This is a genomic window from Rhodococcus sp. 05-2256-B1, from assembly GCF_002258465.1.
Taxonomy (GTDB): Bacteria; Actinomycetota; Actinomycetes; order Mycobacteriales; family Mycobacteriaceae; genus Rhodococcoides; species Rhodococcoides fascians.
Window position 1 is genome coordinate 424667 of sequence record NZ_NOZA01000030.1, and the last position, 24702, is coordinate 449368.

At 64.9% G+C, this 24702-nt stretch carries 22 protein-coding genes; 17 read left to right on the forward strand and 5 right to left on the reverse strand.

The genetic code is table 11. The annotated features are described in order from the left end of the window. From CH285_RS19190 to CH285_RS19235, 10 genes are all read left to right on the forward strand, one after another. On the forward strand, positions 1 to 624 hold the full coding sequence (locus tag CH285_RS19190; protein ID WP_027498164.1) for a TetR/AcrR family transcriptional regulator: 624 nt from the start codon (positions 1 to 3) through the stop codon (positions 622 to 624). A 46-nt stretch (positions 625 to 670) separates the two neighbouring features. Next, positions 671 to 2086 carry an amidohydrolase family protein gene (locus CH285_RS19195; RefSeq protein ID WP_094643983.1) on the forward strand — a complete coding sequence of 472 codons (1416 nt, stop codon included), beginning with the start codon at positions 671 to 673 and terminating at the stop codon, positions 2084 to 2086. A 72-nt stretch (positions 2087 to 2158) separates the two neighbouring features. Continuing rightward, the gene (locus tag CH285_RS19200; RefSeq protein ID WP_045840705.1) at positions 2159 to 2677 is read left to right on the forward strand and encodes a DUF3558 domain-containing protein; all 519 of its coding nucleotides are present in this window, start codon (positions 2159 to 2161) and stop codon (positions 2675 to 2677) included. After that, on the forward strand, positions 2674 to 3216 hold the full coding sequence (locus tag CH285_RS19205; protein WP_027498161.1) for a DUF3558 domain-containing protein: 543 nt from the start codon (positions 2674 to 2676) through the stop codon (positions 3214 to 3216). The genes CH285_RS19200 and CH285_RS19205 overlap by 4 nt, the downstream gene beginning before the upstream one ends. Positions 3217 to 3492: 276 nt before the next feature. Further along, positions 3493 to 3867: a 30S ribosomal protein S12 gene (rpsL, locus tag CH285_RS19210; RefSeq protein WP_027498160.1), complete on the forward strand. Its 375-nt coding sequence runs from the start codon at positions 3493 to 3495 to the stop codon at positions 3865 to 3867. A gap of 1 nt (position 3868) precedes the next feature. Continuing rightward, positions 3869 to 4339 (forward strand): 30S ribosomal protein S7, encoded by a 471-nt coding sequence (rpsG, locus tag CH285_RS19215; protein ID WP_003941856.1) that lies wholly within the window; start codon positions 3869 to 3871, stop codon positions 4337 to 4339. Between the two features lie 95 nt (positions 4340 to 4434). Next, complete coding sequence (gene fusA, locus CH285_RS19220; protein WP_027498159.1) at positions 4435 to 6537, forward strand: elongation factor G; 2103 nt, start codon at positions 4435 to 4437, stop codon at positions 6535 to 6537. A 102-nt stretch (positions 6538 to 6639) separates the two neighbouring features. Next, entirely contained in the window at positions 6640 to 7830 is a 1191-nt protein-coding gene (tuf, locus tag CH285_RS19225; protein WP_032365471.1) for an elongation factor Tu, read from the forward strand. Between the two features lie 262 nt (positions 7831 to 8092). Next, positions 8093 to 9388 carry a 3' terminal RNA ribose 2'-O-methyltransferase Hen1 gene (locus tag CH285_RS19230; protein WP_255032484.1) on the forward strand — a complete coding sequence of 432 codons (1296 nt, stop codon included), beginning with the start codon at positions 8093 to 8095 and terminating at the stop codon, positions 9386 to 9388. Continuing rightward, on the forward strand, positions 9385 to 11910 hold the full coding sequence (locus CH285_RS19235) for a polynucleotide kinase-phosphatase (protein WP_094643985.1): 2526 nt from the start codon (positions 9385 to 9387) through the stop codon (positions 11908 to 11910). The genes CH285_RS19230 and CH285_RS19235 overlap by 4 nt, the downstream gene beginning before the upstream one ends. Before the next feature lie 70 nt (positions 11911 to 11980). Here CH285_RS19235 and CH285_RS19240 read toward each other — a convergent pair whose 3' ends face one another. The 3 genes from CH285_RS19240 to CH285_RS19250 are packed head-to-tail and all read right to left on the reverse strand — an operon-like array spanning position 11981 to position 13865. Further along, entirely contained in the window at positions 11981 to 12370 is a 390-nt protein-coding gene (locus tag CH285_RS19240) for a hypothetical protein (RefSeq protein ID WP_032390551.1), read from the reverse strand. Positions 12371 to 12390: 20 nt separating this feature from the next. After that, positions 12391 to 12942, reverse strand: a complete 552-nt coding sequence (locus CH285_RS19245; RefSeq protein ID WP_094643986.1) for a hypothetical protein — start codon at positions 12940 to 12942, stop codon at positions 12391 to 12393. Then, a complete protein-coding gene (locus tag CH285_RS19250; protein WP_176458511.1) occupies positions 12942 to 13865 on the reverse strand; it encodes a DUF6286 domain-containing Asp23/Gls24 family envelope stress response protein in 924 nt (307 codons plus the stop codon). The genes CH285_RS19245 and CH285_RS19250 overlap by 1 nt, the downstream gene beginning before the upstream one ends. 136 nt (positions 13866 to 14001) lie before the next feature. On the opposite strand from CH285_RS19250, the gene ilvA reads away from it, so the two are divergent. The 4 genes from ilvA to CH285_RS19270 all read left to right on the forward strand — a co-directional run bounded on the left by ilvA (position 14002) and on the right by CH285_RS19270 (position 20186). Continuing rightward, positions 14002 to 15165: a threonine ammonia-lyase gene (gene ilvA / locus CH285_RS19255; protein WP_217900701.1), complete on the forward strand. Its 1164-nt coding sequence runs from the start codon at positions 14002 to 14004 to the stop codon at positions 15163 to 15165. A gap of 74 nt (positions 15166 to 15239) precedes the next feature. Beyond that, positions 15240 to 18371 (forward strand): arabinosyltransferase domain-containing protein, encoded by a 3132-nt coding sequence (locus CH285_RS19260; RefSeq protein ID WP_094643989.1) that lies wholly within the window; start codon positions 15240 to 15242, stop codon positions 18369 to 18371. Between the two features lie 55 nt (positions 18372 to 18426). Further along, a complete protein-coding gene (locus CH285_RS19265) occupies positions 18427 to 19395 on the forward strand; it encodes a daunorubicin resistance protein DrrA family ABC transporter ATP-binding protein (protein ID WP_027498152.1) in 969 nt (322 codons plus the stop codon). Next, positions 19392 to 20186 carry an ABC transporter permease gene (locus CH285_RS19270; RefSeq protein WP_027498151.1) on the forward strand — a complete coding sequence of 265 codons (795 nt, stop codon included), beginning with the start codon at positions 19392 to 19394 and terminating at the stop codon, positions 20184 to 20186. Before CH285_RS19265 ends, CH285_RS19270 begins: the two co-directional genes overlap by 4 nt. A gap of 68 nt (positions 20187 to 20254) precedes the next feature. Here CH285_RS19270 and greA read toward each other — a convergent pair whose 3' ends face one another. After that, complete coding sequence (gene greA / locus CH285_RS19275) at positions 20255 to 20749, reverse strand: transcription elongation factor GreA (RefSeq protein WP_027498150.1); 495 nt, start codon at positions 20747 to 20749, stop codon at positions 20255 to 20257. Between the two features lie 223 nt (positions 20750 to 20972). Further along, a complete protein-coding gene (locus CH285_RS19280) occupies positions 20973 to 21413 on the reverse strand; it encodes a DUF4307 domain-containing protein (protein ID WP_027498149.1) in 441 nt (146 codons plus the stop codon). A gap of 103 nt (positions 21414 to 21516) precedes the next feature. Between CH285_RS19280 and mca the strand changes: the two genes are divergently transcribed. From mca to CH285_RS19295, 3 genes are read left to right on the forward strand one after another with little or no spacing between them, the layout of a single operon-like run. After that, the gene (mca, locus tag CH285_RS19285) at positions 21517 to 22392 is read left to right on the forward strand and encodes a mycothiol conjugate amidase Mca (protein ID WP_176458524.1); all 876 of its coding nucleotides are present in this window, start codon (positions 21517 to 21519) and stop codon (positions 22390 to 22392) included. After that, on the forward strand, positions 22389 to 22661 hold the full coding sequence (locus CH285_RS19290; protein ID WP_032381331.1) for a hypothetical protein: 273 nt from the start codon (positions 22389 to 22391) through the stop codon (positions 22659 to 22661). Before mca ends, CH285_RS19290 begins: the two co-directional genes overlap by 4 nt. Next, positions 22661 to 24670, forward strand: a complete 2010-nt coding sequence (locus CH285_RS19295) for a thioredoxin domain-containing protein (protein WP_094643990.1) — start codon at positions 22661 to 22663, stop codon at positions 24668 to 24670. Before CH285_RS19290 ends, CH285_RS19295 begins: the two co-directional genes overlap by 1 nt. The last annotated feature ends 32 nt before the right edge of the window (positions 24671 to 24702 follow it).

A 24702-nucleotide genomic window follows, 5' to 3' on the forward strand; every position in this document is an offset into this window, starting at 1 on the left:
ATGGCGCGCGAACCCAAGCAGGATCGCAGCAGGGTGACGCGTCAGCGACTGCTCGAGGCGACGATCGACTCGCTCGCCGAGCAGGGCTGGAGCGCAACGACGGTCGGGGTCGTCGCCGAGCGCGCCGGCGTCTCTCGCGGTGCCACCCAACACCATTTCCCGACGCGTGAGGACCTCATCACCGGGGCACTCGAGTACATGTTCGACACTCGGATGGACCATGCTCGCCGCGAGGCACAGGAGATTCCGCCCGGACCCGGCCGAACGAAACTGGTGGTGGAGAGGCTCGTCGAGTACTACACGGGTCCGATGTTCAAAGCGGCGCTGCAGGTCTGGACGGCGGCGTCGGCCGATCCGGAACTGCGTGATCGGATCGTCCCACTCGAAGAGCGATTCGGTCGTCGAGCACACACGATGGCCGTCGAGAACCTCGGAGTCGACGACAACGATCCCGTCACCCACCGTCTGGTCCAGGCGACGCTCGACCTGGCGCGTGGGCTCGGTCTCGCGGACGTCCTGACCGACGACGCGCGTCGCCGCGTCGAAATCGTGCGAGCCTGGGCCGATGTGCTCGATGCCTCGCTGAACGCGCGGCTGTCCGCCGTAGGAGCGGTAGCGCACTAGACGCGCACGATCTGCAGTTCCGATCGACCTGTGCTTGAGTCGGCTCGTGACTTCCGATTCCGCACGCGTCCACCGTGGCCATATCTTTCACATCGCGGGCTCGCCCACGGTGCTCGAGGCCGCAACCGCGTTGGTGTCCATTCCCGACGGTGCCCTCGTGGTCGGCGGTGACGGCAGGATCGAGTACTGCGGCGAGTTCGATTCTCTACCAACGCACTACGCCCATTCGGATGTGTTCGATCATCGGCCCGGCTTCCTACTGCCTGGATTCGTCGACACGCACATCCACTTCCCACAGACCTATGCCGGCGATTCCTACGGCGGCGGGCAGTTGCTCGAATGGCTGAACACGTGCATCTTTCCGTCCGAGTCGCGCTTCGCCGATCCGGAGTTCGCGGCGGCCGCTGCGCGCGACTTCTGCGCAGCACGCATTCGCGCCGGGACGACGCAGGCCATGGTGTTCGGGTCGGCATTCCCGCACGCACAGGATTCTTTGTTCTCCGAGACGCTCGAGCACGGACTGCGCATCGTCAGTGGCCGCGGGATCCAGACCACCGGCCCCGCGTCGGCGCACGCACTGATCACAAGTGAGGACGAGGCGATCCGCCTGGTGTCCGAGGAGATAGAGAAGTGGCACGCCGCCGATACCGGCGACGTCGACACGGCGATGCTGCACGTCGCCGTCGTAACGCGTTTTTCACTGTCGGTAACGACGGACACGCTGAGGAACCTCGGCGAGCTCTACGACTCCGTACGCGGCAGAGGCGTCTACTTCCACACGCACCTCAACGAGAACAACCGACCGGGCACCGGCGAGATCGACGCCACGAAGGGTGCGTACCAGGTCGAGAGTTACCTGGACACCTACGACGGCAAGTTCCTGCCGGGCTCGCAGGTAGGTGGCAAGAGCCTGCTCGGTCGACGGTCGATCCTTGCGCACGCGGTGCACTGCGAGGACGCGGAACTGACGAGGTTGGCCGAGACGGGTACGTCCATCGCGCACTGTCCCACCTCGCAGCAGTTCCTGGGCTCGGGCACGATGCCGTGGAAGAGAACCGTCGCCGCCGGGGTCACCATCGCCATCGGGTCCGATTTCGGTGGCGGTGACGAGTGGCTACTGCCGCAGGTACTCGCCGACGCGTTCAAGGTGCACATCTCCGAACCGGGAGACGCAGGCCTGTCGTTGCATCCGGCCGAACTGTTGTTCACCGGAACGCTCGCCGGGGCACGTGCTCTCGACATGGAGGAGCGCATCGGCAACTTCGACGTGGGGAAAGAGGCGGACTTCGTCGTCGTCGATCCCGACGCGTGGCCGCAGCTGGCCGCAGCCGTCGACCACGGCGTGCGGGCCGAGGACCCCGAGCTGGCCCGCGACCAGACCCTGTTCGCCCTGCTGATGGCCATGCGAGAGCCGGCCATCGTGGGTGTGTACGTCCAAGGACGCGCTGTGCACGGCACATGACCGCTGCCCTGTTCGGTTGGTAGGTTCGGTGCGACGCGAACTGCAGCATCGGACCAGCACGCGAAGGACGGCATGAAGCGAGTGACACTGGTGATCACCGCGGTCGCCGCACTGATCGCAGGTTGCGGTGGCTCGGATACCGACGCCGCCGACACCGCGCCCGAGCCGTCGACGAGCAAGGCCGCGTACGAGCCCGGCCCGTTCTTCGGCGAATGCGGATCGATCAGCGACGCCGAGGTGCAGGCCGCGTTCGGTGCCGGACCGTTTGCCCAAGTCACCCGCAACTCCGTCGGCTGCCAGTGGGAAACCGTGGCCATCAGCGGACCGAGTGTCAGCTTCTCCTGGTATCGCGGCAGTCCGATCGGCCGCGAACGCGCCGGTTCCGAACTGATCGGCCGTCCGGCCAAGGACATCGCCGTCGACGGCAACCCCGGATTCGAAGCCGAGCAGGGCCCGTTGTGCGAGATCGGTGTGCAATTCGGCGACGACTTCTTCCATTGGTCGGTCACCTACTCCGAGCAGATTCCGGCGCGCCCGCCGTGCGACGTCGGGAACGAACTGGCGAAGCTGACCGTGGAGCGTAAGCAATGAAATCTCGAGCAAGTACTTCGAGACGGGTTTTCGCCGCCGCAGCGACCCTGCTGCTCGCAGCCGGTTGCTCTCAGTCGGTCGAGGGCACGCCGCGGCCGGCGAGCTTCGCCGGATCGGGCAACCAAGAATTCACCAAGTTGTTGACCGAGTGCGATGCCGTCTCCGACGACCAGATCGCCGATGCCACCGGAGCCGACGAGATCGCTCGCGGCTTCTTCGGAGCGATCTGCCGATGGGATCTGATCGGTTCCGCGGGCATCGTGAAGGTGACGTTCAACTGGTTCGAGTCCGGCACCCTGGCCGCCGAGCGGGCGGCCGACGAGAAGATGACGTACACCGTCAGCGACACAACAGTCCAGGGTCGCAAGGCAATACAAGCTCAACGCCCGAACGACCCGGACTCGTGCGGAGTGTCGGCCGGAGCGGACCAGGCGGGCATCTTCGGGTGGTGGGTGCAGTACCGTCCGGGCGTCGCACACCCCGATCCCTGCCAGGCCGCAGCGAAGCTGGCAGACCTCACACTCAACCTGAGCAGATAGGTTGCGTATCAGAGCGAAGGGTGTTTTGACCCGAGGCCGCGCCGCCGGGTATCGTTATGGGTCGTGTCCGGCCTGGCCGGACCGTTTGTGTGCCTATGCGAGGTACAGCCGTGCGCACGTTCGTCTCGAGAGCGCGCAACCGGCTGGACGTGTGGGGGTATGCGACACACCCGACCGCGGGGTGCAAGAGACCCGCGGAGACGTCATGGGTGAGGAGCAGTGTTCTCTTGCTCCAACTGCTAGATCCCTGTTTATCGACACGAAGAAAGCCGGTTTATGCCAACGATCAACCAGCTGGTCCGTAAGGGTCGCACCGACAAGGTCGCGAAACTGAAGACCGCTGCCCTCAAGGGCAGTCCCCAGCGCCGTGGTGTGTGCACTCGCGTGTACACCACCACCCCCAAGAAGCCGAACTCCGCTCTCCGTAAGGTCGCGCGCGTTCGCCTGACCACCTCGGTAGAGGTCACCGCGTACATCCCCGGTGAGGGCCACAACCTGCAGGAGCACTCGATGGTGCTCGTTCGCGGCGGTCGTGTGAAGGACCTCCCGGGTGTGCGTTACAAGATCATCCGCGGCTCGCTCGACACCCAGGGTGTCAAGAACCGCAAGCAGGCTCGCAGCCGCTACGGAGCCAAGAAGGAGAAGAGCTGATATGCCACGCAAGGGCCCAGCACCCAAGCGGCCGCTGATCAACGACCCGGTCTACGGATCGCCGTTGGTCACGCAGCTCGTCAACAAGATCCTTCTCGACGGCAAGAAGTCGACCGCAGAGCGCATCGTCTACCAGGCGCTCGAGCAGGCTCGCGAGAAGACCGGCACCGACCCCGTCGTCACGCTCAAGCGTGCACTCGACAACGTCAAGCCGGCCCTCGAGGTTCGCAGCCGACGCGTCGGCGGTGCCACCTACCAGGTGCCCGTCGAGGTTCGTCCCGGCCGCTCCACCACGCTGGCACTGCGCTGGCTGGTCACGTTCTCGCGCGCTCGTCGTGAGAAGACCATGGTCGAGCGTCTGGCGAACGAGTTGCTCGACGCCAGCAACGGCCTCGGTGCCGCTGTGAAGCGCCGCGAAGACACTCACAAGATGGCCGAAGCCAACAAGGCGTTCGCCCACTACCGCTGGTGATCTCCTCGCTCGGGCGGTATTCGGAACTATCCGATACCGCCGGAGCGTTGATCAGCTCAGGCAATACCTCTTCCAACACCAAGGCGGGTTAACTCGTGGCACAGGACGTGCTGACCGACCTCAACAAGGTCCGCAACATCGGCATCATGGCCCACATCGATGCCGGCAAGACCACCACTACCGAACGCATCCTCTTCTACACCGGTATCTCCTACAAGATCGGTGAAGTTCACGATGGCGCAGCCACCATGGACTGGATGGAGCAGGAGCAGGAGCGTGGCATCACGATCACCTCTGCTGCCACGACGTGCTTCTGGAACGACAACCAGATCAACATCATCGACACCCCCGGTCACGTCGACTTCACCGTCGAGGTGGAGCGTTCGCTCCGCGTCCTCGACGGCGCTGTCGCAGTGTTCGACGGCAAAGAAGGTGTCGAGCCGCAGTCCGAGCAGGTGTGGCGTCAGGCCGACAAGTACGACGTGCCGCGTATCTGCTTCGTCAACAAAATGGACAAGCTCGGCGCGGACTTCTACTACACCGTGCAGACCATCATCGATCGTCTCGGTGCCAAGCCGCTGGTCATCCAGCTGCCCATCGGTGCAGAGAACGAGTTCGAGGGCGTCATCGACCTCGTGCAGATGAAGGCTCTCGTGTGGAGTGGCGAGACCAAGCTCGGCGAGAAGTACGAGATCCAGGAGATCCCGGAAAACCTCAAGGAGCGCGCAGACGAGTACCGCACGCAGCTGCTCGAGACCGTGGCCGAGTCCGACGAAGCGCTTCTGGAGAAGCACTTCGGCGGCGAAGAGCTCACGATCGACGAGATCAAGGGCGCCATCCGCAAGATGACGGTCAACAGCGAGCTGTACCCGATCCTGTGTGGATCCGCGTTCAAGAACAAGGGCGTTCAGCCCATGCTCGACGCGGTCATCGACTACCTCCCGTCTCCCCTCGACGTTGCCGAGACCATCGGACACGCCGTCGGCGACGAGGAGAAGGAGATCACTCGCAAGCCGTCCGCAGACGAGCCGTTCGCGGCTCTCGCGTTCAAGATCGCGACGCACCCCTTCTTCGGCAAGCTGACCTACGTCCGGGTGTACTCGGGCAAGGTCGACTCCGGCGCTCAGGTCATCAACTCGACCAAGGGCAAGAAGGAGCGTCTGGGCAAGCTGTTCCAGATGCACTCCAACAAGGAGAACGCGATCGCGACCGCGTCTGCCGGTCACATCTACGCCGTCATCGGCCTCAAGGACACCACGACGGGTGACACGCTCTGCGATCCGCAGAACCAGATCATCCTCGAGTCCATGAGCTTCCCGGACCCGGTCATCCAGGTCTCGATCGAGCCCAAGACCAAGTCCGACCAGGAGAAGCTGGGAACAGCCATCCAGAAGCTCGCCGAAGAGGACCCCACGTTCTCGGTGAAGCTGGACGAGGACACCGGCCAGACCGTCATCGGCGGCATGGGCGAGCTCCACCTCGACATCCTCGTCGACCGTATGCGTCGCGAGTTCAAGGTCGAGGCCAACGTCGGCAAGCCGCAGGTTGCGTACCGCGAGACCATCCGCAAGACGGTCGAGAAGCACGACTACACGCACAAGAAGCAGACCGGTGGCTCCGGCCAGTTCGCGAAGGTCATCATCAAGCTCGAGCCTTTCGAGGGCGAAGACGGCGCGACGTACGAGTTCGAGAACAAGGTCAGCGGTGGTCGTGTGCCCAGGGAGTACATCCCCTCGGTCGACGCCGGTGCACAGGACGCCATGCAGTACGGTGTTCTCGCCGGATACCCCCTGGTCAACGTCAAGGTCACACTGCTCGACGGTGCGTACCACGACGTCGACTCGTCGGAAATGGCCTTCAAGGTCGCCGGCTCACAAGCGTTCAAGGAAGCCGCCCGCAAGGCCAGCCCCGTCATCCTCGAACCCGTCATGGCCGTCGAGGTCATCACGCCCGAGGATTACATGGGTGAGGTCATCGGCGACCTGAACTCCCGCCGTGGTCAGATCCAGGCCATGGAGGAACGCAGCGGTGCCCGTATCGTCAAGGCACTGGTTCCGCTGTCGGAGATGTTCGGCTACATCGGAGACCTTCGGTCGAAGACGCAGGGCCGCGCTAACTACTCCATGGTCTTCGATTCGTACGCAGAAGTTCCCGCGAACGTAGCGAAGGAAATCATCGCGAAGGTCAACGGAGAGTAATTCTCTTCGTTTGCTGGACCACGCTCGACCTGTAATAAGTAACAACACATACGCGTGCTTGCCCCGCAGGGGCGCGCACAGATCAGTCCAGGAGGACACACAGTGGCGAAGGCGAAGTTCGATCGGACGAAGCCGCACGTCAACATCGGCACCATCGGTCACGTTGACCACGGTAAGACGACGCTGACGGCTGCAATCACCAAGGTTCTGCACGACAAGTTCCCGGACCTGAACGAGGCCTCGGCTTTCGATCAGATCGACAAGGCTCCGGAGGAGAAGGCTCGTGGTATCACGATCAACATCTCCCACGTCGAGTACCAGACCGACAAGCGCCACTACGCGCACGTCGATGCACCGGGTCACGCCGACTACATCAAGAACATGATCACCGGCGCGGCACAGATGGACGGCGCAATCCTGGTCGTGGCAGCTACCGATGGCCCGATGCCGCAGACCCGCGAGCACGTGCTCCTGGCCCGCCAGGTCGGCGTGCCGTACATCCTGGTCGCACTGAACAAGGCCGACATGGTCGACGACGACGAGATCATCGAGCTCGTCGAGATGGAGGTCCGCGAGCTCCTCGCTTCGCAGGAGTTCGACGAGGACGCACCGGTCATCAAGGTCTCCGCACTCAAGGCACTCGAGGGTGACGAGAAGTGGGGCGAGTCGGTTCTGGAGCTCATGCAGGCCGTCGACGACTCGGTTCCGGACCCCGTCCGTGAGACCGACAAGCCGTTCCTCATGCCCGTCGAGGACGTCTTCACCATCACCGGTCGTGGCACCGTGGTCACCGGACGTATCGAGCGCGGCTCGGTCAACGTCAACGAAGAGGTCGAGATCGTCGGCATCCGCCCCGGCTCGACCAAGACCACCGTCACCGGCATCGAAATGTTCCGCAAGCTGCTCGACTCGGGCCAGGCAGGCGACAACGTCGGCCTCCTCGTTCGTGGCATCAAGCGCGAAGACGTCGAGCGTGGACAGGTCATCATCAAGCCCGGCACCACGACTCCCCACACGGAGTTCGAGGGCAACGCCTACATCCTCTCGAAGGACGAGGGCGGCCGCCACACGCCGTTCTTCAACAACTACCGCCCGCAGTTCTACTTCCGTACCACGGACGTTACGGGCGTTGTGACCCTCCCCGAGGGCACCGAGATGGTCATGCCCGGTGACAACACCGAGATGTCCGTCACGCTGATCCAGCCGGTCGCCATGGACGTCGGCCTGCGTTTCGCAATCCGTGAGGGCGGTCGTACCGTCGGAGCCGGTCGCGTCACGAAGATCATCAAGTGATCTAGCTTCACCCAGCTCTACGACAGCGGCACCCACCTTCTGGTGGGTGCCGCTTTTGCGTGTGCACGCGACCTCCTCAATGTGCGGCCTCCCTTGTGTGGCCCTCCCGTTGGACGGCCCTCCCGTTGGGATCAATGTGGGTTTCAGTCGCTCAGACTGCAACAAAGTCGCATTGATCCGGCGGGTAGAGGGGAGTACACGACCGAAAAATGGGACGCATCGGACGCGGCTGTCCCGTAACGTCGCTGCGGTGCTACTGACCGTGACTGCAAATGCCACAACCGATTTCCCGGACGCCTCCGATATCGGGTATTTGTTGCACAAGCACCCCGATCGCGTGCAGAGCTGGAACCTGCCGATGGGTGCCACCACGGTGCTGTATCCCGAGGTCTCGGCTGAGTGCACCACCGTCGCCGTTCTCGCCGATGCCGACGCCGCCTCCGCATTGGCGGTAGCGCTGTCGCGGCTGTTCAAGCAGACGCTGGCAGGCGTCTGTACCACAAGACCCGAATTGGTCTCTGCGGCAATCGATCTGAGCGTCACGATGCCGGCCGCGCCGTCGCGCGGTTCGCCAGATCTTGCGCCTCGGCTGTTCGGACCCCTCGGATGGAATGTCGAGGCCACCCCGATCCCACTGGATTCGACGCAGCCGAACTGGGGCGACTCCGAATACGTGGATCTGGTACTCACCGGCACCTTTCCTCTGTCGGCTGCGCTGCGGCACCTGTACGTACTGCTGCCAGTGCTCGACGACACCAAGCACTATTGGGTCGGTGAGGACGAGGCGGACAAACTCGTTCGGGCAGCGGGGGATTGGCTCGGCGAGCATCCGGAGTCGTCGTTGATCGCCTCCCGATATCTTGCGCACCGGCGTGAGCTCGTCGAGTCCGCACTCGATCGTCTGGTCCCCGATGCGCCGGAAGAGGTTGTCAGCCCACGGGATCCGACGTTGGCCGAGCAGCGACTACATGCGGTACTGGCCGCACTCGGTGATGCCGGTGTGAAGTCGGTCGTCGACATGGGGTGCGGCGAGGGTCGCCTGTTGCGTGAGTTGCTTGCGCACAACACAATCGAGCGGATACTCGGTGCCGACGTGAGTGATCGTGCGCTGGCGAAGGCGCAGCGCAGGCTCCGGCTCGACGAGATGTCGGATCGGCAGCGTGGACGCATCGAACTGGTCCAGTCGTCGGCGACCTATCGCGACGTGCGGTTGCAGGGATTCGACGCGATGGTGCTCATGGAGGTCATCGAGCACATCGACCTCGAACGCCTTCCGGCGTTGGTGCGCTCGGTCTTTCGGGAGGCCGGTCCGAGGACGGTGCTCGTCACCACGCCCAACTCGGAATACAACGTGCTGTACCCGGGCCTCGACGCCGGGGCCTTTCGGCACGTCGATCACCGATTCGAGTTCACCCGTGCCCAATTCGAGCAGTGGGCGACGTCGGTGGCGGACGCACACGCCTACACGGTTCGCTTCGACCGCATCGGACCCGTCGACGACGTGCTCGGCAGCCCTACCCAGATCGCGTTATTCACCAGAGAGGAGCAGTCCCAGTGAGTACCTACGAGATTCCGGACCTGTCCCTCGTCGTCCTCGTCGGCATCAGTGGATCGGGGAAGTCCTCCTTCGCTGCAGACCGGTTCGGCCCGTACGAAACCGTGTCGAGTGATGCCTGTCGAGGGATGGTCAGCAACGACCCCAACCTGCAGAGCGCCACGAAGGACGCGTTCGCGCTCCTGGAATTTCTCGTCGCAACCAGGCTGCGGGCCGGTCTGCTCACCGTCGTCGACGCCACCAACGTGCAACCGGCGGCTCGCAAGGCCCTGATCGCCTTGGCTCGTGAGCACGATGTCCTGCCGGTTGCCGTGGTGCTCGACGTGCCGGAACCGGTCTGCGCACAGCGCAACGCGGACCGCAGCGACAGGACGTTCGGCCGAGACGTGCTGCGCCGCCAGCAGTCCCAGTTGCAGCGCTCGATGCGAGGGCTGCCCAAAGAAGGCTTTCGCTCGGTCCATGTCCTCGACGGCGTCGACGCGGTGGCGTCGGCGACGTTCGTTCGTACCCCGCTGCGGAGCGACCGACGGGAGCTTTCCGGGCCGTTCGATGTGATCGGCGACATTCACGGATGTCTGTCCGAGCTCGAAAGCCTGCTCACGACTTTGGGCTACACGCTCAAGCGCGACGCAGACGGTAAGGCAGTCGGTGCAACGCCGCCGGAGGGTCGAAGTGCGGTGTTCGTCGGAGACTACGTCGACCGTGGGCCGGATTCGGTCGGCGTGCTGCGGCTCGTGATGGGGATGGTGGCAAACGGCGCAGCACTGGCAGTTCCGGGCAATCACGAGAACAAGCTCGTCAAGGCGCTGCGCGGTCGGAAGGTCACTGCCTCACACGGTTTGGCCGAGACACTCGAGCAGCTCGACGGCGAGACCGAGGAGTTCCGCCGCGACGTGCTCGAATTCTGTGATGGCCTCGTCGCACACCTGGTGCTCGACGGCGGAAAACTCGTCGTTGCGCACGCGGGGTTGATCGAGAAGTACCACAACCGGGCGTCGGGCCGAGTACGTAGCTTTGCCCTGTACGGCGACACCACCGGCGAGACCGACGAATTCGGGTTGCCGGTGCGGTATCCCTGGGCTCAGGACTATCGCGGGTCGGCGACTGTGCTGTACGGGCACACGCCGGTGCCGGAGGTGCAGTGGGAGAACAACACTGCGTGTCTGGACACGGGGTGTGTTTTCGGCGGCAAGTTGACGGCGCTGCGGTATCCGGAGCGGGAGGTCGTCTCGGTGCCGGCGGAGCAGGTCTGGTACGAGCCGACCCGGCCGCTGGGTGGGTTCGTTCGGGAGTCGTCCTCGCTGGATCTGTCGGACGTCATCGGACCGACCGGAGTGGAGACTGCGCTGCGTGGGCGTGTGTCGATTCGTCCGGAGAATGCCGCGGGCGCATTGGAAGTGATGAGCCGGTTCGCCTTGGCTCCGCAGTGGCTGCACTACCTTCCGCCGACCGTGGCACCGAGTCGTACCTCGGAACGAGAGGGCTATCTCGAGTACCCGACGGAGGCATTCGACGCGTATCGGGCGCTCGGTGCGTCGACGGTGATCTGCGAGGAGAAGCACATGGGCTCGCGGGTGGTCGTCGTGGTGTGCCGCGATGCTGACACCGCTCGGGCGAAGTTCGACGCTCCCGACGGGGTCCTCGGCACCGCGTACACGCGGACCGGTCGGCCGGTGTTCGACGAGACCGTGACCGGGGTGCTGATCGCTGGGGTGGCCAACGCTCTGGAGGGGGCCGGCGTGTGGGACGAATTGTCCTCGCACTGGCTGGTTCTCGACTGCGAACTGATGCCCTGGTCTGCCAAGGCGGAGGGCCTGATCAAGTCCGAGTATGCGGTGCCTGCTGCCGTGTCCCGGGCGAATCTCGAGGCCGAGGAGTCCGTGCTCGCTCGGGCGGCCTCGCGCGGCCTGGCCGTGTCCGAACTGCAGGAACGGAACGTGAGTCGGCAGCGCAACCTCGCCGAGTTCACTGCTGCGTATCGGCGGTACAGCTGGCCGACGGATGGACTGGCAGGCGTCAGCCTCGCCCCGTTCCAGCTGTTGGCCTCCGGCGCCGGCACGTATGCGGACCGCCCGCACGAATGGCACCTTGCACTGGCCGATCGACTGGTGGCCATTGCGCCGAAGCTGTTCACGACGACGCGTCGAATCGAGGTCGATCTGTCATCGTCGGATTCGGTTGCGGCAGGGGAGAGATGGTGGGAGGAGCTGACGGCACAGGGCGGTGAGGGCATGGTCGTCAAACCGGCGGCCAACATGCCGCGCGGAAAGATGCAGCCCGGCATGAAGGTTCGGGGCCGGGAGTACCTGCGACTGATCTACGGTGCGGATTACACCGACCCGAATCGACTCACTGCACTGCGTAACCGAAACGTGGGACACAAGCAGTCGATGGCTCTGCGCGAATACGCGTTGGGAATGGAGGCACTGGACAGATCGATTCGCGGTGAGCCGCTCTTTTCCATCCACCAGGCCGTGTTCGCGGTACTGGCACTGGAATCGGAGCCGGTGGACCCGCGCCTGTAGGTGCCTGCGGCAGTGGTGTGGATATGCGCCATCTGGGGCACATATCCACACCACTGCGGCGAAGCCGCACTCAGGCCCGCGGCGACGAAAACGGAGTGATTCCGGCACCGATGGGTGCGGCAATTGCCGCGGTCACCGCTATCGATGCCCAGAAGGTGGTCGAGTCCAGCATCACGCCTCCGGCAAGTCCGCAGACCGCGACGACGATGCCGCATCCGATCAGCAATGCTGATCCGACAGCGGCGTGGAGCAGGCCGGTTCTATCGGGGGTGCGACGGGCGTTGAGCCAGATCATCGTCCCGGTCGTCGCGAACACCAGAGGGACGTAGAAGTAGAGGGAACTGTCACCGAGTTTCGAGGCGAACGCGGCAATCACCAGTACTGCTCCGAATGCCACCGGGACAGAGAGGGGCATTCCGCCGGACCATCGCTCGAATCTGCTACGCGTCGATGCCGTCATGGATCCACCGTAACGTGACGTCAGGTCCGTTTGTCGATGTGCAGTTGGACGCGTGTCGCCACATCTGCACCGCCCAGAGACCGTGCCACGAACGCGGCGCGGGACTCGGCTTCGGCGGTGAAGCCGACAACGTCGAAATCGGCTGCAGCATAAACCGATACGGTGATGGTGGGCATACCTCGGTCGTCGATGGCAGTTCCCCTGGCCCGTCTGGCACCAGGGAACTGCGCCAACTCCGCGGCCACGCCCGACGCGATCGCACTCAGGTCCACATGCGCCGAGAAGTGTGGCTTCTCGATGACGCCCGCCGTTCCGGTCGTGCGTGGTGAGAAGTTGCCGATCAACAACACCAGCGCCGCGACGACGGCCACCGCGACGACGATTGCCAGAGTCGGGACCCACCAACCCTGCTGCGGCAGTTCGGCAATACGAGCACGCTCGAAGCGAGAGAGCGTCTCCCGTGCCCACGGAACGTCGTAGTGCCACGCAAGTGCGAAGCCTCCACCGGCGAGGAGAGTGGCTCCCGCGATCACGGCAACGAGTCGATCCACTCCGGCGACAAAGGTTTTCACTACGACACCCGTGTCGGTTGCGACACCGAGTGCTGCACCGTCAGACGCCGCCCACCCGCGGCGACGGACAGTAACGGACCGAGGGCAGCGCGCACGGCAGCGTCGGCACTGTCCGGAGAAACAGCTCGATCTCGCTCCACCCGGACCTCGATCTTCCTGCGTGTGACGACGGTATGCGCGTCCACGACTCCGCGGGTGGACTGCGCTGCAGCACTGCACAATCGAGCGATGTCGGTCGGCGTGGCCCAGACGGTAGGTGTCGGGCCGCCCAATCCCGAATGAGTTCTCGTCCGCGGTTTGACGCCCGCGAAGACGAAGAGTGCACCGACGACTAGCGATCCGATGGCGGGCGCGATCATCCACCCCTGCCAGTGCAGTTGCGAAACCCAGTGCACGGCATCGGCGATCCATGGACTGCCGTCCAGGTGTCCCTGAGCGATGAAGAATTCGCGACCGGCCACGAACGCCACGGCGAGGAGGGCGAACCCGAACACCAGCGCCACCGGCATCGCCGCGGGACCGGCCGTGGGTGGTCGAGGTGAAACCACCGCAGCAGCAACATCATCAGCAGAACCGCGCGCCGAACGGTCCAGCGCGGTATCCGACACCAGCACGTTCACCCGATGCACGTGCACGCCGGTCATCGTCGCCAGTGCGGCCTCGACGGAGCGGTGAACCGACTCGGTCACGTCGGTGATCTGCGAGGGCCAGCGCACTCCGATGTAGAGGTTGACCGAGACGGTGTCCTCTCCGAGGGTGACATCGGCTCGGGGAAGTTCGCGGCCGGTCAAGCGCGACATGCCGCCGGTGGTGCGGGTGACCCGAGGGTCCTTCGATGCCGCCGCGATGGCCGTTCTCGACAGCGCACGGTGTTTGATCTCCAGACTTCCGCGCGACTCGTCGTGGGCACTGTGGTGTTGCACTCCACAACTGTAGTGACGCGGTGCACCTCGGCCGGATCGGCGGCGCAATTCTTCCTGGCATACTGCGGTTGTGTCGGAAATCGTTCGGGTGACCACGTCGGATATTGCCTCGGCCGAGGCGTTGCTGGGGCCGGTCATGCGCCGGACGCCGGTGGTCGCGTCACGGATTCTGTCCGACCTGACCGGTCACGAGGTGCGCCTCAAATGCGAGAACCTGCAGCGCACCGGATCGTTCAAGCCGCGCGGGGCGTACAACCGGATCGCCAGGCTCGACGCCGACCAGCGCGCCCGAGGCGTGGTGGCGGCCAGCGCAGGCAACCACGCTCAAGGTGTCGCGTGGGCCGCGTCGCAGGTGGGGATCACCTCGACGGTGTTCATGCCGGTCGGAGTGTCGCTGCCCAAACTCGTCGCCACCAAGGCGTACGGCGCGACGGTTCATCTGGTGGGCAATACCGTCGACGAGGCTCTGACGTCGGCACGGGAGTTCGCCGACCGTACCGGTGCCACGCTCATCCACCCGTTCGACCATCTCGATATCGTGGCCGGGCAGGCGACGCTCGGAACCGAACTGCTGCAGCAGATGCCGGACGTCGGCACCATCGTGATCCCCACCGGCGGCGGGGGACTGTTGGCGGGGGTCGCCGCAGCGGTGAAGCTGACGAAACCGGACGTCAGGGTTATAGGCGTGCAGGCCGAGGGCGCGGCCGCGTGGCCGGCGTCGTTGAAGGCGGGCCACCCGATCGCGCTGACGTCGATGTCGACGATGGCCGACGGCATCGCTGTCGGTCTCCCCGGGTCGGTGCCGTTCGATCATGTGCAGGGCTGGGTCGACGACGTCGTCACCGTCAGTGAGGACGCGCTGTCCCGCGCCTTGGTGCTGTGCATCGAGCGAGCGAAGCTCATCGTCGAACCGGCCGGTGCCGCTGCGGTGGCAGCACTGATGACGCACTCGGCCGAGGAATTGGGGCTGACGGGGTCGGTGTGCGCGGTGCTGTCGGGCGGAAACATCGATCCGCTGCTGCTCACTCATGTCATCACCCACGGGCTTCGGGCCGGTGGACGTTATCTGGCGGTGCGGGTGACGATTTCGGACAAGCCCGGCGGACTCACCGGCGTCCTGGGCGTCGTGCGCGACGCCGGTGCGAGTGTCGTCGACGTCGTGCATTCCCGCACCGGGGGACGTCTGGGTCTCGAGGAAGTCGACGTCATGTTGACCGTCGAGACACGCGGACCCGATCACCGCGGCACGGTTCTCGACGCCCTGGGCGCAGCGGGATATGCGGTGCAGGTCGAGAACTGACGGCCGGGTTCACACAGGTCGCACTGGTACCTTGATCAGCGACCTGGACCAGGACATCGGTGGGAGAAGTTTGCATGGCACGGCTCGTCGCGATCGTTTCCGCACTGGTGGGAATCCTGCTGACGATCTCGATACCGCTGTTGCCGATCGAACAACAACAGTCGTCGTTGACCTGGCCTCAGAGCGACACCGTCGGCAATGTCGAGGCTCCGCTCGTCGGCTACACCCCGATCAGCGTCGACGCGACCGTTCCCTGTGCAGCCGCGGCTGATCTCTCCGACGGCGGCCTGTTGCTGTCCACCTCGCCCAAGGGATCGCCCGACGCCTATCGCTACGGTCTCGTCGCCGAGGTGACCGGCGGCGAGACGTCGCAACTGAAAGTGACGCTGCGCGATTCGGTCCTGCTCGAGAAGCCGGTCTCGGAACTGAGCCCATCGACTGCGGGCGACTGCTCGCTGACGATCACCTCGAACGGCACCGCGACAACGGTCGGACTGACCGGCGACGACACCGTCTCCCGCGAGGGCGACGTGCGGCCCCAGCTGGTCGGAGTGTTCAGCGATCTGCAGGGCAACGTTCCCGGTCTGCAGCTGCAGGCCGAGCTGGACAGTAGGTTCTCGTCCACGCCGAGTGCGCTCAAGTGGTTCGCGATGATCGTCGGAGTGCTCGCCACAGGAATCTCGCTGGTGGCCCTGCACCGCCTCGACCTGTCCGATGGCCGCCGCGCCCGCCGGTTCCTGCCGCGTCGCTGGTGGAGCTTCGGGCCGGCCGACGCGGTGGTGATCGGGACGCTGCTGGTGTGGCACGTCATCGGCGCGAACACCTCCGACGACGGCTATCAACTGGGCATGGCACGCACGGCCGATCACGCCGGGTACATGGCCAACTACTTCCGTTACTTCGGGGTGCCCGAAACACCGTTCGGCACACCGTTGTACGACATGTTCACCCTCCTCTCGCACGTGTCGACGGCCAGTGTGTGGATGCGGATCCCGACGTTGATCTGCGGCGTCGTCGTCTGGCTCGTCCTCAGTCGTGAGGTGATCCCGCGGTTCGGTGCCGCTGCCCGCGCGTCGAAAACTGCGCTGTGGACCGGCGGGCTGGTAATGCTGGCGTTCTGGTTGCCGTACAACAACGGTCTGCGCCCGGAGCCGTTCGTTGCTCTGGGCGTGTTGCTGACGTGGTGTTCGGTGGAGCGGTCCATCGCGACACGGCGACTGCTGCCTGCGGCAGCGGCGATTCTGATCGCTGCGTTGACGGTCACGTGCGCACCGTCGGGCTTCATCTGTTTCGCGCCACTGATTGCCGGTGCCCGGCCGGTGATTCAGATCGTCGTCGCCCGCGCTCGCGAGTTCGGCAGCACTACACTCGGCGCGGCAACACTGCTCGCCCCGCTGGTCGCGTCGGGCACGGTGGTACTCGTCTTCGCGTTCGGGAATCAGACCGTGGCCGGGATGCTCGAGATGCAGCGGGTGCACACTGCGGCCGGGCCGAGCCAGGCATGGTTCGAGGAGTACCTGCGCTACCAGTGGCTGATGAACATGGACATCGACGGCTCGCTGGCGCGCCGCTTCGGGGTGTTCGTCATGGTCGTCTCGCTGATCGCGGTGGTGATCGCGATGCTGCGTAAGGGCGGCAAGATTCCCGGCACCGCCACCGGACCCGCTCGACGCATCGTGGGCATCACCGTCGGGGCCATGGCGTTGATGATGATCACCCCCACCAAATGGACGCATCACTTCGGTGTGTTCGCCGGGCTCGCGGCCTCGGTTGCGGTGCTCGCGGCCGTGGCAACCGGCGCAGCGGTGCTCCGTTCGCGGCGCAACCGGTTGCTGTTCGCAGCGGCCGTGTCGTTCCTGACGGCGGTCGCCTTCACCGGAACCAACGGCTACTGGTACGTCTCGGCGTGGGGAGTTCCGTTCTGGGACAAGCCGATTCTCGTGGCCGGCCTCGGCATCTCGACGATGTTCCTCGGCCTGACGGTACTGCTGTTGCTCGCCGCCGTGTGGTTCCATCTGCGTGCGCCGTACGTCCGCGCCGACAAGCCGATGGCGCGATGGTGGTCGGTGCCGCCGATCGCCGTGGCCGCAGGTCTGATGGTGCTGCTGGCCGTGGCATCGATGGCCAAGGGCGCGGTGGCTCAGTGGCCGTCGTACTCGGTCGCGAAATCGAACCTGTCGGCGCTGGCCGGCAACACGTGTGGACTTGCGAACGACGTGCTGCTCGAGACGAACCCCAATCCCGATGTGCTGCAACCGGTCAGCGGCGACGCCTTCGCTGCTCTCGGGGCCGAGAACGACGGTTTCACCCCGGACGGGGTTGCGCGGGACCTCACCGCAGACAAGGAATCCTCGGCGTCGGGCACCTCGAACACCGTCGACACCGAGGATCAGCAACAGCCGACGTCGACAACCGGAGCCGGAACCGGGGGCAGTGCACTGCCGTACGGCCTCGACCCTGCAACCGTGCCGGTACTGGGATCGTTCGGATCGGACACTCCCGCCACCCTGACCACCGGCTGGTACGCGCTGCCCGCCGATCCCGGTCAGCTCGTCTCCATTGCCGCGGCCGGACGCATCCGCTCGGTGAACTCCGACGGCATCGTCACCTACGGCCAGAACCTCGAACTCGAGTACGGAGTGGACGGCCGGGCGCAGGGGCGGGTGACGCCCATCGACATCGGCCCGACGCCGTCGTGGCGCAACCTGCGGGTGCCGATGGACCTGATTCCCGCCGGCAGCAACATGATTCGTTTGGTATTGAGTGACACCGACCGCGACCCGGACCAGTGGCTCGCGGTCACCCCGCCGCGGGTGCCGCGTACCCAGACGTTGAACGAGGTGGTCGGGCGCGAGAATCCGGTGCTGTTGGACTGGGAGGTGGGCTTCAACTTTCCGTGTCAGCATCCGTTCGATCACCGACTCGGGGTTGCCGAAGTTCCGCAGTACCGGGTGTTGCCGGACCGCAGCGGTGCCGTCATCACCAACGCATGGCAGGACCATTTCGGCGGCGGCCCGCTCGGATGGATTGATGTCGTTGCCTCGGCCCGCACCATCCCGTCGTACCTGGACGGGGACTGGGATCGCGACTGGGGATCGATCGAGCAGTACACACCGTACGACCGATCGGCTGAGCCGGCGAAGATCACAGCCACCGAGATCCAGCGTTCCGGCCTGTGGACGCCCGGTCCCATCAAAACCGGTTAATCTCTACGCGTTCGGAAGTCCTTATACCGACAGTGGAAGAAACGGGGAGAGGGCCATGGCGAACGCTATAGAAGTAGAGAACCTGGTACTTCGGTACGGGAAGAACGTCGCGCTCGACGGGATCGATTTCACGGTGCCCGAGGGCACGGTGCTCGGTGTGCTCGGCCCCAACGGTGCGGGCAAGACGACGGCGGTGCGGATCCTGGCCACTCTGCTGCAGGCAACGTCCGGTTCGGCGCGGGTGTTCGGGCTCGATGTGGCGAAGCAAGCCAACGAGGTTCGGGGGACGATCGGCCTGACGGGCCAGTTCGCGGCTGTGGACGAGTATCTGACCGGGTACGAAAATCTGGAGATGGTCGGCAGACTGTTCGGGCTGCGCAAGGCCGAAGCGAGGAAACGCGCCGACGAGCTGCTGAGCAGATTCGACCTCGAGTATGCACGCGACCGTACCGCCAAGCAGTACTCCGGAGGTATGCGTCGCCGACTCGACATCGCGGCCAGTCTGATCGGCAGGCCACGGGTGGTGTTCCTCGACGAACCCACCACCGGTCTCGACCCACGCAGCCGAATCACGATGTGGGAGTTCATCGCAGATCTCGTCCGTGACGGAACGACGATCCTGTTGACGACGCAGTACCTCGAGGAGGCGGACCGGCTCGCCGATTCGATCATCGTGCTCAACAAGGGCAAGATCATCGCGCGCGGCACCGCCGACGAGCTGAAGGCCCAAACGGGCGGCGAGCGAATCGAATTCGTACTCACGGACCGATCTCAGGCCGATCGCGCCAAGGAGATCCTGACCCCGATCGGCGTCGAGCCGCCCACCCTGGACGAACAGGTGGGACGGATCGTCATGCCGGTCAACGGTGGATCGAAGGATCTGTCCACGGCGTTGAGCCGTCTGGAAGCTGCAGGGATCGGGGTGGTCGACGTCGGTCTGCGACGGCCGAACCTCGACGATGTGTTCCTGTCTCTGACCGGTCAGACCACCGGCGAGCCCGAGGCTGCGGAGGAAGAGAAATGAGCAACGTTCTCCTGGATTCGGCGATCATCACCAAGCGAAACCTGATCAAGCTCAAGCGAGTTCCCGATCTGCTGTTCTTCGCAACGCTGTCACCGATCATGTTCGTGCTGTTGTTCGCCTATGTCTTCGGCAGTGCCATCGACGTACCCGGTATCGACTACAAGAGCTTCCTGATGGGCGGCATCTTCGTTCAGACGATGATCTTCGGTGCGTCCATCACCGGATCCTCACTGGCCGAGGATCTGCAGAAGGGCGTCATGGACCGCTTCCGGTCGCTGCCGATGGCGCGATCTGCCGTCGTCATCGGGCGGACGGCCGCCGACGTCGGCAACAACGTCGTCACCATCACGATCATGTCCATCACCGGACTTATCGTGGGCTGGCGCATCACGTCGTCGTTCTTCGACGCTCTGCTCGGTTACGTGCTGTTGCTGTTGTTCGCGTACTCGATTTCGTGGGTGATGGCTCTGGTGGGACTGATCGTGCGCTCCCCGGAGATCTTCAACAACGCGTCGTTCATCGTGATCTTCCCGCTCACGTTCATCGCGAACACCTTCGTGCCGATCGACAACTTCCCGAGCGTGCTCAAGACCATCGCGGAATGGAACCCCATCTCGTCGGTGACCCTGGCCGTGCGTGAGCAGTTCGGCAACACCAATCCGATGGCCCCACCGCCCGAGGTGTGGCCGCTGCAGAACCCGGTCCTGTACACGTTGATCTGGGTCGTGGTGATGCTCGTGGTGTTCGTGCCGCTGTCGGTCCGCAAGTACCAGAAGACGATGACTGCCTGAGATCGTCCGAAACGACAACACCCCCGGCCGCTGAGCGACCGGGGGTGTTGTTCGAGAAAAGACTCGAATCAGGTGTGGTACGGCTCTGCGCTGACCAGCGTGACCTTCATGGTCTTGCCGTTGGGCAGGGTGTACTCGCGGGTGTCGCCGACCTTCGCGTCGATGAGCGATCCACCCAGCGGGGACGCGGGGGAGTACACCTCGAGCTTGCTGTCGCGGGCACCCTCTTCGCGGGTGGCGATCAGGAAGGTCTCGGTGTCGGACTCGTCGCCGTCGTAGTAGACCTTGACGACGGATCCGGGCAGAGCCACGCCCGACTGGGTGGGCGCCTCGCCGACCTTCGCGTTGTTGAGCAGTTCCTGCAGCTGACGAATGCGTGCTTCCTGCTGGCCCTGCTCCTCGCGCGCAGCGTGGTAGCCGCCGTTCTCCTTCAGATCGCCCTCTTCGCGACGCTCGTTGATCTCGGCGGCGATGACGGGGCGATTGGAAATGAGCTGGTCGAGTTCGCTCTTGAGCCTGTCGTGTGATTCCTGGGTAAGCCAGGTCACCTGGGTCTCGGTCATCTCGATCACTCCCTCGTAGTCGGAATCTCGAGTTCGATTCCGGTTTCTAGGCGGTAGGGCACGCAACGAAGAGGGGACTCCAATGGATGGATCCCCTTGGTCGGCCCGCATCCTGGAGCCGTCGACATCGTTGACGCAGGTAACCCTGCCCGCAATGCAGCAATACACGGCACCTGTGCGGCAGCCGTGTACGACCCGAGCTTACCACGAACAGGCTCTTCGCCTATCGGGCTCGTAAATACTCGGGAACATCGAGGCTGCAGCCGTACACGTCTCCGACGGCGGGTGGGGAGGACGTCGTCACGTCGGTGGTGAGCTCCACCGTGGTCGAGGAGGACTCCGGTGGGATGTACACCTCGCGCCGTCCCGTCTCGGAACCGTCGCGAGAACGAGCGCGGACGATGCACACCGCCGGCTGCTCCGGGTTCTCTCGGGTGACGCTGAATCGGATCGACATCGTGCTCTCGTCGACGATGTCGAACGAAAGCTGGCTGCCTTCGACGGGCTTGACCGAGAATTTCGTGTACGCGTAGTAGGCCACGCCGAGCCCGACCAGCAGGACCAGTGCCACCAGTGCGATCTTCGTCGCACGTTTCGGAGCTCGCCGAATGCCGCTCGGACCGGAACCCGACGGGTATCTACCTGCGGGAAGTGCGTTGGTCATGTCAGCTCTCGGAGTGAAATCGGGGGTGCCGCTGGGGGCATGTCGGCGTCAGGTGGAACTATAGGGCAGGCAAGAACAAGGCGAATCCGAGGTGAGGAAGAACGTGTCCGGACTGCGGCTCATGGCAGTGCATGCCCATCCCGACGACGAGTCCAGCAAAGGTGCTGCGACCACGGCCCGCTATGCGGCCGAAGGGCACGACGTTCTGGTCGTCACGCTCACCGGCGGCGAGCGAGGGGACATCCTCAATCCGGCGATGGACATTCCGGGCGTCCACCAACGGATCAGGGAGGTTCGACGCGAGGAGATGGCCGAGGCCGCGCGCATCCTCGGGGTACAGCAGACGTGGCTCGGATTCGAGGACTCGGGACTCCCCGAGGGCGATCCGCTGCCGCCGCTGCCCGAGGGCTGCTTCGCGCTGGTGCCTTTGGAGGTGTCCACCGAGGCGTTGGTGAAGGTGGTTCGAGACTTCAAGCCCCACGTCATCACCACCTACGACGAACGCGGTGGCTATCCGCATCCCGATCACATCCGCTGCCACGAGGTCTCGATGGCCGCGTGGGAGGCCGCGGGCGATCCCGAGCGTTTCCCCGATGCGGGTGAGCCGTGGACTCCGCTCAAGCTCTACTACTCGCACGGTTTCCTGCGTAAGCGCATGCAGCTCTTCCATGACTGGTTCATCGATCGCGGCGAGGAGAGCCCGTTCGTCGACTGGCTGAAGCGGTGGGACGGTCAGCGCGACGAGATCATGGAGCGCATCACCACGCAGGTCGACGTGGGCAACTGGTTCGAGCAGCGCGACGACGCACTGCGAGCCCATGCGACGCAGATCGATCCCAACGGAGCGTTCTTCGCGGTGCCGGTGGACGTCCAACGCAAGTTGTGGCCCACCGAGGAGTTCGAGCTCGCCCGCACCCGCGTGACCACGTCACTGCCCGAGACCGACCTGTTCGCGGGAATAGAAGAGACCGAACAATGATCGTGTCGATCCTCGCCCAGCAGCCCACGGGGCCCGAGTTCGGCAAGTCGTCGCCGATCGGTCTGGTGATCCTCGTGGCGTTGCTGGTCGGAACGGCGCTGCTGATCTGGTCCATGAACAAGAAGATCAAGCGTCTGCCCGCGACGTTCGAGAAAGAAGATCCCACGCTGGATCAGGCGCTCGACGAGGGCACCGATCGTGGGGGCATCACGCCGAGCCCACAACCGGACACCAGCCGTCCGAAACCCGCTGTTCCCGACGAACCCTGATGCTCGACGCGAACACGCTGGGCGAGTCGACCAGTCCGTATCTGCGTCAGCACGCCGACAATCCGGTCCACTGGCAGCAGTGGGGACCGCAGGCACTGCAGTCCGCGCGTGATCGCGACGTCCCGATCCTGTTGTCCATCGGGTACTCGGCGTGCCACTGGTGTCATGTGATGGCACACGAATCGTTCGAGGACGAGGCCACCGCGGCCCTGATGAACGAGCACTTCGTGTGCATCAAGGTCGATCGGGAAGAACGCCCCGACCTCGATGCGGTGTACATGAACGCCACTGTCGCGATGACCGGTCAGGGCGGTTGGCCGATGACCTGTTTCCTCACACCCGAGACCGAACCTTTCTACTGCGGGACGTACTACCCACCGGCCCCGCGCCAGGGGATGCCTTCCTTCGAACAATTACTGACCGCAATCGCCGATACCTGGTCCACCCGGCGACAGGAGGTGTTCGACGCGTCCGCGGCCATCGTCACCGAACTGCGCAAACAGAGCTCCGGAATTCCGGCCGGCGGACGATCGCTGGACGCCGATTTTCTGGCCGCGTCCGTCGCGGCGGTCTGCGCCGACGAGGACACCACCTACGGCGGCTTCGGCCGGGCACCGAAGTTTCCACCGGGTGCACTGCTCGAGGGTCTGCTCCGGCACTACGAGCGCACCGGCAACGGTGAGGTTCTCGACGTCGTTCGACGTACCGCGTCGGCAATGGCGCGTGGAGGCATGTACGACCAACTCGCCGGCGGCTTCGCACGGTATTCGGTCGACGCCGAATGGATCGTTCCGCACTTCGAGAAGATGCTCTACGACAATGCGCTGCTGCTGCGGTTCTACGCGCACGCCGCCCGGGTCGACGATGATCCGCTGGTGCGTCGGGTGGCGTCGGATACCGCACGATTCATGCTCGGTGAATTGCGCACGGCCAACGGCTGTTTCGCGTCGGCGCTCGATGCCGACACCGAAGGAGTCGAGGGTCTGACCTACGTGTGGACCCCCGAGCAGCTGGTCGACACCCTCGGTTTCGAGGACGGTGTATGGGCTGCGGGTCTGTTCGCGGTGAATTCCGCCGGCACGTTCGAGGCCGGTATGTCGGTGCTGCAACTACCCGCCGAGCCCGAGGACTACGACCGGTTCGCCCGCATCCGGAACGCGTTGTCGGCGGCTCGAGCGTCGCGGCCGCAACCCGGTCGAGACGACAAGGTGGTCACCGCGTGGAACGCACTGGCCATCACCGCGTTGGCCGAGGCCGGAACCGGCGCGAGCGAACCGACCTGGGTCGACGCCGCCGTCGAATGCGGCGAGCAACTGTTCGCCACTCACGTCGAATCGGGACGTGTCCGGCGGGCGTCCCTCGGTAGCGCAGTGGGTGAGGCCACCGGAGTGCTCGAGGACTACGCCTGCCTCGCCGTGGCCGCGGCCACGCTGTTCCAGGCCACCGGCGACGCGGTCTGGACCCGGCGGATGACGACGATCCTCGACGCTGCGATCGAGCACTTCGCCGATCCCGACGACGCCGGCAGCTGGTTCGACACGGCCGACGATGCCGAGACCCTGGTAACCCGGCCGCGGGATCCGATCGACGGTGCGACTCCGTCGGGAGCGTCGACGATGGCCGAGGCGCTGCTCACCGCGGCCGCCCTCGTCGATCACGAATCGTCCGCACGGTACGCCGAACTGGCCGCTGCCTCGCTCGCACGAGCGGCGGCCATCCTCGAACGCGCCCCGAGGTCGGGTGGTCACTGGCTGGCCGTGGCCGAGGCAGCAGTGCGCGGCCCCATTCAGATCGCCGTATCGCTCGCACCGGGCGGTGAGTTGCTCGCCGCCGCGCGGTCGCTGGCGCCAGGAGGTTCCGTGGTGGTCGGAGGCTCCGCAGACTCGTCTGCGCTGCTGACGGGCCGACCGCCCGTCGACGGGCAGGAAACGGCGTACGTGTGTCGCGGATTCGTCTGCGACCGGCCTGTGACGTCGGTCGAGGATCTGGCGGCCGCCCTGCGGAAGTGACGTCGCCGACGCGGTGTTCCGAGCGGTCCGAC

Bases quoted from the DNA above. Each gene is read 5' to 3' on its own strand.
- CH285_RS19190 (WP_027498164.1), top strand. From the start codon at position 1: ATGGCGCGCGAACCCAAGCAGGATCGCAGCAGGGTGACGCGTCAGCGA.
- CH285_RS19200 (WP_045840705.1), top strand. From the start codon at position 2,159: ATGAAGCGAGTGACACTGGTGATCACCGCGGTCGCCGCACTGATCGCA.
- CH285_RS19205 (WP_027498161.1), top strand. From the start codon at position 2,674: ATGAAATCTCGAGCAAGTACTTCGAGACGGGTTTTCGCCGCCGCAGCG.
- rpsL (WP_027498160.1), top strand. From the start codon at position 3,493: ATGCCAACGATCAACCAGCTGGTCCGTAAGGGTCGCACCGACAAGGTC.
- rpsG (WP_003941856.1), top strand. From the start codon at position 3,869: ATGCCACGCAAGGGCCCAGCACCCAAGCGGCCGCTGATCAACGACCCG.
- CH285_RS19240 (WP_032390551.1), bottom strand. From the start codon at position 12,370: ATGACGGCATCGACGCGTAGCAGATTCGAGCGATGGTCCGGCGGAATG.
- ilvA (WP_217900701.1), top strand. From the start codon at position 14,002: ATGCGCCGGACGCCGGTGGTCGCGTCACGGATTCTGTCCGACCTGACC.
- CH285_RS19260 (WP_094643989.1), top strand. From the start codon at position 15,240: ATGGCACGGCTCGTCGCGATCGTTTCCGCACTGGTGGGAATCCTGCTG.
- CH285_RS19265 (WP_027498152.1), top strand. From the start codon at position 18,427: ATGGCGAACGCTATAGAAGTAGAGAACCTGGTACTTCGGTACGGGAAG.
- CH285_RS19270 (WP_027498151.1), top strand. From the start codon at position 19,392: ATGAGCAACGTTCTCCTGGATTCGGCGATCATCACCAAGCGAAACCTG.
- greA (WP_027498150.1), bottom strand. From the start codon at position 20,749: ATGACCGAGACCCAGGTGACCTGGCTTACCCAGGAATCACACGACAGG.
- CH285_RS19280 (WP_027498149.1), bottom strand. From the start codon at position 21,413: ATGACCAACGCACTTCCCGCAGGTAGATACCCGTCGGGTTCCGGTCCG.
- CH285_RS19290 (WP_032381331.1), top strand. From the start codon at position 22,389: ATGATCGTGTCGATCCTCGCCCAGCAGCCCACGGGGCCCGAGTTCGGC.
- CH285_RS19295 (WP_094643990.1), top strand. From the start codon at position 22,661: ATGCTCGACGCGAACACGCTGGGCGAGTCGACCAGTCCGTATCTGCGT.